Below are 11,907 nucleotides of genomic sequence, written 5' to 3'. Positions count from 1 at the left end.
TATTTTAACTTATTAAAATTTTAGCGGTAATAATATATGCATGAAAATAGAAATTTCTTAGAAACTGATTCAATCTGTTGCTTAATAATAACTTATAATCCAGATAATGGTTTATTAAAGTTAATAAATACTATGAGTAAGCAGGTAAACCGAATTATTGTAGTTGATAATAATTCGACTAATGAAGGTGCTAAAATTATTGACTCTATTGAAAATCAAGACAAAGTTGATATAATTAGAAATAATACGAATTTGGGGATTGCTACTGCATTGAATCAAGGAGTGAAGGAGGCAATGAAGTTTAACTTCGATTTTGTACTTACTTTTGATCAAGATTCTACTCCTTTTGATAATATAATTAATGTTATCCAAGAGGTTTATAATTCTTTTTCTTCTAAAAATGAAATCGGTGCGATTGGAGTTAGTTATACATCATCATTTGAAGATACATTTAATGCAGTACCTAAGCAAAGAGAATATTTAGAAAAAGATTATTTGATTACATCAGGTTGTTTAATTTGTGTTAAGTCCTTTGTTAAAATAGGAGGATTTAGAGATGATTTTTTTATTGATAATGTTGACATAGAATATTCTTTAAGATTAAAGAAGAATGGTAAAAAATCACTGATGTCTATTAAGCCCGGTATGATTCATAAAGCGGGGGATCCATTAAAAAGAAAAATTCTAGGTATTAGTGTTAGTTCTTCTAATCATAATAGTTTCCGTAGGTATTTTATGTCTAGAAATCATGTGATAGTAACTAGAGATTATTTTTTCACAGATACCTATTTTGTATTAAAATTGAATTTTTTCTATATTCTTTCGATTTTCAAAATTATTCTAGTCGAAAAAGAGGTGATTTTAAAATTGAAAAAAAGTTATAAAGGTTTTAAAGATGGCTTTAAAGGTACTTTGAAATATTCATTTCCAGAAAAATAATAATAACTAACTACTGAAATTAATGTTAAATAATAAACTAGGATTTGTCTTTACAAATTTTAATAATGCTAACTATACAATAAATGCAGTAAAGTCTCTGCAAAAGGAATCTAATGAAGAGCAAATCCAAATTGTTGTTGTAGATAATAATTCAGAAAAGAATGATATTGAAACTCTAAAATCTTTTCAAAAGAATAATTTAAGTGTCGAGGTAATTTTTAGTGATCAAAATGTTGGTTATTTTAAAGGTTTAAATATTGGTATTAGACACATTAGAGAGAATTATCCACAGATAAATTGTTTGATAGTTGGAAATAATGATGTTCTTTTTCCTGAGAATTTTTACGATTCAATATTTTTAAATAAAGATTTAATTTTAAAGTACCCTGTTATTTCTCCAGATATTGTCACAAGTGATGGTTTTCATCAAAATCCACATGTTGTTGAAAGAATAAGTAAGATACGGGAGTTATTTTATGATCTTTACCATTCAAATTATACTATTGCAAAACTAATCATAAGATTTGCTAAAGTAACCCATAAGTTTACACGAAGAAAAGATGAAGATAATTTTGAAAAAGCTGGAGAGATTTATCAAGGTTATGGAGCATGTTATATTTTGACTCCAAGATTTTTTGATTTATTTGAGGAATTATACTCTCCCACTTTTTTAATGTATGAAGAATATTTTTTGGCCAAGCAGCTGTTTGAAAAAGGACATAAAGTTTTTTATGAGCCTTCAATTAATATTACTCATCTAATGCATGCAACAACAGACAAACTTCCAGGAAAGCTAAAATGGAAGTTTTCAAAAGAATCTCATATCGAATATAGAAAAGATATTAAAATTATTTAAATGGAAACTAAATATCAAATATGTACCAATTGTGTCATGGACACATCCGATTCAAAAATAGTTTTTGATGAGAAGGGCGTTTGTGATCACTGTAATGACTTTTATGATAATGTGAAGCCAAATTGGCATACAGATGAAAAAGGTCGAGCTGAAATGCTGGAGGTGGTAGCTAAAATTAAAAAAGAGGGAGCAGGCAAAGATTTCGATTGTATTTTGGGAATGAGTGGTGGTGTCGATAGTTCTTATCTTCTGCATTTAGCGGTAAAAGAATTGGGATTAAGACCATTGGTTTTTCATGTTGATGGTGGATGGAATTCTGAATTGGCAGTAAATAATATCCAAGTAATGATTGATAAATTGGGACTTGATTTATATACTGAAGTGATTAATTGGGAAGAGATGAAAGATTTTCAACTCGCTTTCTTTAAATCGGGAGTTCCTCATTTGGATATTCCTCAAGATCATGCATTTGTGGCAACATTATATAATTTTGCTAATAAATATAATATAAAATATATTTTAAACGGTGGAAATATATCGACTGAGTGCGTTAGAAACCCTATGGAGTATCTTTACTACGGGACAGATATGGCGCAAATTAGAGATATAAGAAAAAAGTTTGGAAAAAATAAAATGCTTACTTATCCATTTAGTCCCGTATTGAAACATAAATTTTATTTACGATATATTAAAGGTGTTCAAGTTGTAAAGCCATTAAATTACATGCCTTATGTTAAAGAAGAGGCCTTGAAACTATTAGCGGACGAATATGGATGGACTCCATATCCACAAAAACATTTTGAGTCTCGATTCACTAAATTTTATGAAGGTTATTGGCTTCCTGAAAGATTTGGTTTTGATACTCGTCGAGTACAATATTCAAGTTTGATTTTAACTGGTCAAATGACTAGAGAAAATGCTTTGATTAATTTAGAGAAAACTGCTTATAATCCTGAGTTAATTGAAGAAGAATTTAAATATATTGCTACTAAATTAGGAATTACTGTAGAAGAATTGCAGGGCTACTTTACTTCTGATAAGAAGTTTTTTTGGGATTATAAAAATCAATTGTCAATGTTTAAGACAGGGGCTAAAGTTTTGAAATTTTTAGGAATAGAAAGATCAATTAAAAGATGATAACAATAATTGATTACGGATCGGGAAATATAAAGGCCATAGCTAACATTTATGAAAAACTAAATGTAAAATATACTATCGCGACGAAACCAGAAGATGTAGTAGGAGCAAAAAAAATATTTCTACCTGGAGTTGGAGCTTTTGATGAAACTATTTCTAAATTAGATAGTACAGGTTTTAGAAAAATTTTGGATTTAGAAGTTCTACAAAACAAAGTTCCTATTATTGGTATTTGTGTTGGAATGCAAATTTTAGCCGAATCAAGTGAAGAAGGAACATTAAAAGGACTTGGTTATATAAAAGGTAAGGTTAAAAAGATTGATGCATCTATCTTGCAGCACAAACCTAAATTACCTCATTTAGGTTGGAACACAATTACAATTAATAAAGAAAATAGTTTGCTTAAAGATATTGATCTAGATTTAGGATTTTACTTTTTACATTCATTTTATTTTGAATGTCAGAATGCTGATGATGTTTTAACAACAACAACTTACGGAAAGGAATTTGCTTCTTCTGTAGTTCATGAAAATGTATATGGCATTCAATTTCATCCCGAAAAGAGCCACCAAAACGGAATTACTTTACTACATAATTTTGCTAAGTTATAATGTTACGATCAAGAATTACACCCTGCCTTTTAGTGCATAATAAAGGATTGGTTAAGACCACAAATTTTAAAGATCCTAAATATGTTGGAGATCCTTTAAATGCTGTTAAAATTTTTAACGAAAAAGAAGTTGATGAATTAATTGTTCTAGACATAGATGCGACAATTGAAGGAAGAGGTCCAGATTTTGAATTAATACAAAATCTAGCGATCGAATGTAGAATGCCTTTTTGTTATGGTGGCGGTGTAACAACTGTTGAACAAGCAAAAAAAATAATTAGTTTAGGTGCTGAAAAAGTAGCTCTAAGCGCAGCAGCAATTTATGATACTGAAATTCTTAAAAAAATTGCAAATGCAGTAGGCTCCCAAAGCGTTGTTGTTGTGATAGATGTAAAAAAGAAAAAACTTTTTGGAGGCTATGAAATAGTAACCCATAATGGAAAAAAAACAGCACCTGTTAAACTTGCTGATTTTTTAGAAACACTAAATCAAATTGGTATTGGTGAACTTGTAGTTAATTCTGTAGATAATGACGGGAAAATGCAAGGTCTCGATTTTAAATTGTTTGATTTTGTGCGTGATCAAACTGAAATGCCAATGACTATTTTAGGCGGAGTTGGAACTTTGGAGCACATTAAAGAAGCGATATCAAGATATAAAACCATTGGAGTTTCGGCTGGAAGTTTTTTTGTTTTTAAAGGAAAGTATAGAGCCGTATTAATTAGCTATCCAAAATTTGAGGAAAGAAAGCTTTTATATCAATTATAAAAATAAAATCATTAAATGAAACAAATAATACAATCTTTTAAGACTGGTGAAACAATACTTGAAGAGGTTCCTGCTCCTTTAGTTGCTAAAGGACATGTATTAATAAAATCAACACACTCTTTGGTTTCTTTAGGAACTGAGCGTATGTTGGTAGAATTTGGGAAATCTAATTTAATATCAAAAGCTCGACAGCAACCCGATAAGGTAAAGCAAGTTTTAGATAAAATAAAAACAGAAGGACTTTTACCAACACTTGAAGCTGTTTTTAATAAGCTAGGAGAACCATTGCCTTTGGGATATTGTAATGTAGGAGTTGTTATTGCTGTTGGTGAAGGTGTTAGTGAGTTTAAAGTAGGAGATAGAGTAGCTTCAAACGGACAACATGCAGAATATGTATGTGTTCCCAAAAATTTAGTTGCTTCTATTCCAGATAATGTTACAGATGAACAAGCAACTTTTACAGTTATTGGTTCAATTGGACTGCAGGGTATTCGATTATTAAATCCAACTTTAGGCGAAACTATTGTTGTTATTGGATTAGGTTTGATAGGATTGCTAACAGCGCAATTATTAATAGCAAATGGCTGTAAAGTAATTGGGGTTGATATTGATGAAAGTAAATTAAATTTGGCTAAGGAATGGGGAATTATTCCATTTAATCCAAGAAATGGCGATGTTGTTAAATTCGTTCAAGAATGTACTGGAGATATTGGTGCAGATGGTGTTGTTATTACTGCTTCAGCAAAAAACAATGAGATTATTTCTCAAGCGGCTAGAATGTCTCGAAAAAGAGGTCGTATTATTTTAGTTGGGGTTATTGGATTAGATCTAAGTAGAGCTGAGTTTTACGAAAAAGAACTAACTTTTCAAGTTTCATGTTCTTATGGGCCTGGTAGATATGATGAAAACTATGAAAACAGAGGTATTGATTATCCATTACCATTTGTTAGATGGACAGAAAAAAGAAATTTTGAAGCAATTTTGCAATCAATTTCATCTGGAAAATTGTTAGTAGATAAAATGGTATCTCAGGTAGTTCCTTTAGACAATTATATGCAAATATACAAAGAAATTGGAGCTAGTAAAGCTATAGCCTCTATTCTGAAGTATGATGAGAATACAAATATCCCTAAAAATACAATTGAACTGAAGCCTTCAAATTATGAAGGACAAAAAGGTGTAATTGCAGTAATAGGCTCTGGGAATTTTACAAAAATGACAATGCTTCCAGCATTAAAGGGAAGTGGAGCCATTAATAAATATATTGCGAGTAAAGGGGGAGTAAGCGGAACCGCAATGGCTCAAAAATATCTTTTCTCTCATTCTACTACTAATACGGAGGATATTCTTAAGGATGGTGAAGTTGATTTGGTATTAATTACAACGCGTCATAATCTCCATGCTCCAATGGTCGTAAAATGTTTAGAAGCAAATAAGCATGTTTTTGTAGAAAAACCTTTAGCTCTAAATGAAGAGGAATTACTTCAGGTTATTGAAGCGCAAAAGAAATCTGAAAAAACTATAATGGTTGGTTTTAACAGAAGATTCTCTCCTCACGCACTAAAGATGAAGTCTTTACTTGGAAATTCGCAAATAAATGTAATTGCAACAATGAATGCAGGGGCAATACCAAAAAATGTGTGGGTACATGATATGGAAGTTGGAGGCGGAAGAATTATTGGTGAAGCTTGTCACTTTATTGATTTAATAACATATTTAACAGGTAGTAAAGTAAAATCTGTTTGTATGAATGCAATGGGAGTGAATCCTGAAGAAAACACTGATAATGCGAGTATTTTATTAAAGTACGAAAATGGTTCTACAGGAGTTATCAATTATTTTTCAAATGGTTCAAAAGCTTATTCAAAAGAAAGAATTGAAGTATATTCTCAAGAGAGAACCTTAATAATGGATAATTTTATAAAAACAGAAGGATTTGGTTTTAAAGGTTTTTCTAAATTAAAAACACGATTAGATAAAGGTCATAAAAACCAATTTCACAAATTAATTGAGCAAACAAAAAATGGTGGAGAACCATTAATACCTTTCGAAGAGTTAATAAATACTTCTAAAGCTAGTTTTGCTGCTATTGAGAGTTTAAAAACAAATAGTTGGATTTCTATTTAAGTATAAAATGAAATTAAAATTAGGAGTTCAGCTTTTTTATAACATGGGATTACGGTATACTTCATACCGTATTCTTCATGAGATAGAAAAAAGAGCAGGAGTTTTAGAGAAAAGACACCCATATTCATTTAAAAATAAATCTTCACAATCATTAGAGAAGTGGCGATTAAATACGCCAGATTTTGTAATAAAAGAAAGAGAAAAATTAACATTTTTTAAAAGTCCTTCACCTTCACTTAAAGAAAAATTAAATCTTATAAAATCTGGTTCCTTATTTTTTTTTAATAGGGAATGGATCGAAATAGGAAAAAATTATGATTGGCTTACTAATCCTGTAACAAATTATAAATATAATAATTCATTGCATTGGTCAAAAATCCAGGATTTTAGTGCAGAAAATGGAGATATAAAGTATGTTTGGGAAAAATCAAGATTTTCTTACCTATTAACAATTATCCGTAATGATTATCATAATGATGAGGATAATTCCTCATTTGTTTTTGATGAAATTGAAAATTGGATAAAAGAAAATCCTATAAATCAGGGACCAAATTGGAAATGCAGTCAGGAGATTTCGTTAAGAATATTTAATTGGTGTTATGCATTATATTTTTATAAGAACAGCAATTCATTAACAGAGAAACGTTGGAGCGACATTCAAAATGTAATTTATGCTTCGTTACATCATGTATTCCATCATATAAATTTTTCAAGAATTGCAGTTCGTAATAATCACGCTATTACAGAAACGTTATTTTTAACACTAAGTGAATTTTTATTCCCATTTATACCTGAAACAAAAAAATGGGCAAAAAAGGGAAGAATGTGGTTTGAAAAGGAGATTAATTATCAAATTTATCCTGATGGCACTTTTATACAGTTTTCAATGAATTACCACAGGGTCTTAATTCAATTGCTTTCATTAGGATTGTCTATGACTGAAAAACATGGAAAGAAGTTTAGTAATAGTGTTTATAACAGAGCCGAATTGTCCTTAAATTTTTTGTTTCAATGCTTGCAAAATCAGAATGGATATTTGCCCAACTATGGTAATAATGATGGAGCACTTTTTTTCCCATTAACAGAATCTGATTATAGAGATTATCGACCACAACTAAATACTTTACATCAAATTTTAAAAGGAATTCGTCTATTTGATGATTTTGAGGCTTGTCAAGATTTTAATTGGGTTTCTGATATTTCTAAAGAGGAACAAGGCATTAAATTAGAACAAAAAGAGGGTATTGTTGATTTTCCTTACGGAGGTTATTATTTAATTAGAGATAGTGATACATTTACTTTAATAAGATGTGGCAAGCACAAAGATCGCCCCGCTCATGCAGACAACTTACATGTCGATGTTTGGCATAAGGGAATTAATTATTTAAGAGATTCAGGAACATATAAGTATAACACAAGTAATGAAATGCAACAGTATTTTACCGGTACTGGAGCACATAATACAGTAACTGTTCGAGAAAATTCTCAAATGTTAAAAGGCAGTAGATTTATTTGGTTTTATTGGTCTCAAGCAGTTAAGGCAAAGCTGATAGAGACAGAATCGGCTTATATTTTTAAAGGTAGTATTAGCGCGTTTAGGTACCTTAATCCTAAAGCAATGCATTCACGAACCTTGATAAAAAGTAAAGGTAAATTAGATTGGGAGATTAAAGATAGAGTTGATAATTTAGAGGAAATTCACAAAAATCAGATTTGGCATTTTGATGAGAATAATATAAGTTTTCATGCTACAATTAATAATTGTGAAATAAAATCAAATAATATTAAATCCTTCAATTCTTTATATTACGGAGAATACATACAGGGAAAAGCAATTTCTTTTTCGTTTGAAAATGAAATAATCACAAAACTTACGATACAATAGATGAATATTTTACTCTTACATCAATATTTTTTGGAAGATGATGATCCAGGAGGATCGAGATGGAATGAAATGACAAAAACGTGGATTGAGGAAGGGCATACCATTACTGTAATTGCAGGAATGATGCATTACAATGGTCACTCAAAACGTGATGAATATAAAAATAAATATTTTGTAAAAAAACAGCAGGGTTCTGTAATTGTCCATAGAACTCATGTGTCAGAGGCCTATAATTCTGGTTTTTTAGGAAGACTATGGGGGTATTTTTCATTTATGTTCTCTTCCATGTGGGCTGGTTTTTTTAAAGTGAGCGGTAAATTTGATGTTGTTGTTGTTACTTCCCCACCATTATTTGTGGGATTAAGTGGTTATTTAATTTCAAGAATCAAAAGAATTCCTATGGTTTTTGAGATCCGAGATTTATGGCCAGAATCAGCCATCGATACAGGAGTACTAACTAATAAATTGATTATTAAGATAGCGTATTGGTTTGAAAAGTTTATTTATAAAAAAGCAAAGCTAATAAATGTACTTACACCAGCTTTTTATAATACTTTAAGGGATTCTAAAAAGATTTCAGAAGATAAACTGATTATGATACCGAATGCAGCCGATTTCAGTCTTTCAGAAGAATTGCAAGAAACATTTGATAGAGAAAGATTTAGAAAAGAACATAATCTTGAAAATCATTTTGTCATTACATACGTTGGAGCACATGGAATTGCGAACCATTTGGAACAGCTTATTGACGCAGGAAAAGTTCTTGAAGACACCAATGTTCTTTTTTTATTAATTGGACAAGGAATGGAGAAAGAAAGGTTAAAAAAAATAGCTCTTGAACAAAATATACAAAATGTACGTTTTATTGATCCAGTTCCTAAAAAAGAAGTATTTAAATATATCTTAGCTTCTGAAATGGGTGCGTCAGTTTTAAAAAAAGTTGATACATTTAAAACCGTATATTCCAATAAAACATTTGATTACTTTTCATGTAAAACACCAATACTTATGGCTATAGATGGTGTTTCGAAAGAATTGGTAGAAATGGCTAATGCAGGAACATATGTGGAGCCTGAGAACATTGAAGAATATGAAAGAGTAATTAGACACTATTTAAGTAACCCTTCTCAGTTAACTAGAGAAGGAGATAATGGGTTTGAGTATGCCAAATTGAATTTTGACCGACAAGTTTTGGCTAAGAAATATATTAAATTAATTGAGAAGATTATTTAAAATGTATAAAAATTTTATCAAAAGAATTCTTGATTTTTCAATTGCATTAATTTGCTTACTAATTCTCGCTCCAGTTTTTATTGCAATTACAATATTTCTATTTGTGGTTAATGGGGGTAAACCATTTTTCGTTCAGATACGTCCAGGTAAAAATGAAAAGGAATTTAAAATTATTAAATTCAAAACAATGAATGATAAAAAAGATTCCGAAGAGAATTTACTGGCAGATGAGTTTCGTTTAACTCCAATTGGAGCATTTGTTAGAAAAACATCTCTCGATGAGATTCCTCAGTTATTGAACGTTTTGAAGGGCGATATGAGCTTAATTGGACCAAGACCATTACTTCCGGAATACATTAATATCTATAACGATTTTCAGAAGCAAAGACATGATGTAATGCCAGGTATAACAGGTTGGGCTCAGGTAAATGGGAGGAATGCTATTTCTTGGAAACAAAAATTAGAATATGATGTCTGGTATGTTAAAAATTTATCGTTTGTTTTAGACCTTAAAGTCATTCTCAAAACTTTTAAGAAAGTAATAAAAAGCGAAGGAATCAACGCGGCTGAGTCTGCGACTACAGAAAAATTTAATGGAAACAATTAAATATCTATATGGAGCGAGCGGTCATTGTAAAGTGATTCTTGATATATTAAAGAGTAAAAAAAATGTAATTGAAGGAATTATCGATGATAATCCTCAATTTGACTTTTTGTTAAACGTTCCAGTTTTAAAGGCATCAGAAACTAAAATATCTTCTGAAAGCGAAGTAATTATTTCGATAGGAAATAATGCGATAAGAAAAAAAATTGTGTCTAAATTAGAAACTTCCTTTTTCACTGCGATTCATGAAAGTGCAATAATTTCGGAAACTGCCAAAATTAAAAACGGCTCAGTCGTAATGGCTGGAGTTATAATAAATTCCAGTGCAAAAATAGGAGAACACTGTATTATAAACACAGGTTCAATAATTGAACACGATTGTCAAATAGCGAGTTACTGTCATATTTCTCCAAATGCTTCCTTAGCGGGAAATGTTAGTGTAGGAGAAGGTACACATGTAGGAATAGGCGCTTGCGTGATTCAAGGAGTAAAGATTGGAAAATGGGCATCTATTGGAGCTGGGGCTGTCATATTAAAAGATGTTCCAGATTTTGCAGTTATAGTTGGAAATCCTGGTAAAATTATAAAATTTAATAAAGTAAATGAGTAATTCAAAAATATGGTTATCATCTCCTCATATGGGGGGGAATGAACAAAAATATGTTCAAGAAGCATTTGATACAAACTGGGTAGCACCCCTAGGGCCAAATGTTAACGGTTTCGAGAAAGATTTAGAAGACTATCTTAAAGAAAATGTTTATGTCGGAGCTTTAAGTTCGGGAACTGCAGCAATACATTTGGGTTTAGTTTTACTTGGAATAAAGCCTGGCGATGAGGTTGTGTGCCAAAGTATGACATTTTCAGCTTCAGCAAATCCAATATTGTATTTGGGAGCAAATCCTATTTTTATCGATAGTGAATTAGAAACATGGAACCTTTGCCCTGTTGCTTTAGAAAATGCTATAAAGGATAGAATTTCGAAAGGTAAAAAGCCCAAGGCTATTATTGCTGTTCATCTTTATGGAATGCCGTACCAAAAAGATAAAATTCATGAAATTGCAAATAAATATGGAGTTCCCGTTTTGGAGGATAGTGCAGAAGCATTGGGAAGTAAGTATAAAAATAAGAGTTGCGGAACATTTGGAGACATAGGAGTACTATCATTTAATGGAAATAAAATAATTACAACCTCGGGAGGAGGTGCAATTGTTAGCAATAAAAAAGAAATAAAAGAGAAAGCGGTCTTTCTTTCCACTCAAGCTAGAGATAATGCCCCACATTATCAACATAGTGAAGTTGGTTATAACTATAGAATGAGCAATATTTGTGCAGGAATAGGGAGAGGTCAGATGGAAGTTTTAGATAAACATATTAATCTAAGACGAAAAATGCACGATTTTTATGTTGATTATTTTAAGAATATTGAGGGAGTTACTATTTTGACAGAACCAAATAAAGACTATTATTCTAATCATTGGTTATCTGCAATCATTATTGAGCCAAATAACTTTAAGGGGAAAACAAGAGAAGATTTAAGATTAGCTTTTGAAGCTGAAAATATTGAAAGTAGACCACTTTGGAAACCAATGCATTTACAGCCAATTTTCGAACAATATTCTTACTACGGAGAGAAAAATTCAGAAAATTTATTTGAAAAAGGATTATGTTTGCCATCTGGCTCAAATTTAACAGATGAGGAACGAGTAAGAATTAAAAGTGTATTAGATAATTTTTTTACATTATAAAGG

11 protein-coding genes are annotated in these 11,907 nt (G+C 30.7%); all 11 read left to right on the top strand.

Going from position 1 to position 11,907, the window contains the following annotated elements; translation table 11 throughout:
* Positions 1 to 132: 132 nt before the first annotated feature.
* Genes OZP10_RS05855 through OZP10_RS05805 form a run of 11 tightly spaced genes read left to right on the top strand, consistent with a single transcriptional unit; the run spans position 133 to position 11,904 of the window.
* The gene (locus OZP10_RS05855; RefSeq protein ID WP_281633897.1) at positions 133 to 939 is read left to right on the top strand and encodes a glycosyltransferase; all 807 of its coding nucleotides are present in this window, start codon (positions 133 to 135) and stop codon (positions 937 to 939) included.
* Between the two features lie 22 nt (positions 940 to 961).
* Entirely contained in the window at positions 962 to 1,795 is an 834-nt protein-coding gene (locus OZP10_RS05850) for a glycosyltransferase family 2 protein (protein WP_281633896.1), read from the top strand.
* Entirely contained in the window at positions 1,796 to 2,932 is a 1,137-nt protein-coding gene (locus tag OZP10_RS05845; RefSeq protein WP_281633895.1) for an N-acetyl sugar amidotransferase, read from the top strand.
* Positions 2,929 to 3,543, top strand: a complete 615-nt coding sequence (gene hisH, locus OZP10_RS05840; RefSeq protein ID WP_144217674.1) for an imidazole glycerol phosphate synthase subunit HisH — start codon at positions 2,929 to 2,931, stop codon at positions 3,541 to 3,543. The genes OZP10_RS05845 and hisH overlap by 4 nt, the downstream gene beginning before the upstream one ends.
* Entirely contained in the window at positions 3,543 to 4,310 is a 768-nt protein-coding gene (locus tag OZP10_RS05835) for an AglZ/HisF2 family acetamidino modification protein (protein WP_281633894.1), read from the top strand. The genes hisH and OZP10_RS05835 overlap by 1 nt, the downstream gene beginning before the upstream one ends.
* Before the next feature lie 15 nt (positions 4,311 to 4,325).
* Positions 4,326 to 6,437, top strand: coding sequence for a bi-domain-containing oxidoreductase (locus OZP10_RS05830; RefSeq protein ID WP_281633893.1), 2,112 nt, complete (start codon positions 4,326 to 4,328; stop codon positions 6,435 to 6,437).
* A 7-nt stretch (positions 6,438 to 6,444) separates the two neighbouring features.
* Entirely contained in the window at positions 6,445 to 8,322 is a 1,878-nt protein-coding gene (locus tag OZP10_RS05825; protein WP_281633892.1) for an alginate lyase family protein, read from the top strand.
* Positions 8,323 to 9,555, top strand: coding sequence for a glycosyltransferase family 4 protein (locus tag OZP10_RS05820; RefSeq protein ID WP_281633891.1), 1,233 nt, complete (start codon positions 8,323 to 8,325; stop codon positions 9,553 to 9,555). It abuts the gene before it with no gap.
* Position 9,556: 1 nt separating this feature from the next.
* The gene (locus tag OZP10_RS05815) at positions 9,557 to 10,162 is read left to right on the top strand and encodes a sugar transferase (RefSeq protein WP_281633890.1); all 606 of its coding nucleotides are present in this window, start codon (positions 9,557 to 9,559) and stop codon (positions 10,160 to 10,162) included.
* Positions 10,149 to 10,769: an acetyltransferase gene (locus tag OZP10_RS05810; RefSeq protein ID WP_281633889.1), complete on the top strand. Its 621-nt coding sequence runs from the start codon at positions 10,149 to 10,151 to the stop codon at positions 10,767 to 10,769. Before OZP10_RS05815 ends, OZP10_RS05810 begins: the two co-directional genes overlap by 14 nt.
* Entirely contained in the window at positions 10,762 to 11,904 is a 1,143-nt protein-coding gene (locus OZP10_RS05805) for a DegT/DnrJ/EryC1/StrS family aminotransferase (protein ID WP_281633888.1), read from the top strand. The genes OZP10_RS05810 and OZP10_RS05805 overlap by 8 nt, the downstream gene beginning before the upstream one ends.
* Positions 11,905 to 11,907: the final 3 nt, after the last annotated feature.

The organism is Flavobacterium luteolum, from assembly GCF_027111275.1.
Lineage (GTDB): Bacteria > Bacteroidota > Bacteroidia > Flavobacteriales > Flavobacteriaceae > Flavobacterium > Flavobacterium luteolum.
This window is presented reverse-complemented; position numbering and strand designations above follow the sequence as displayed.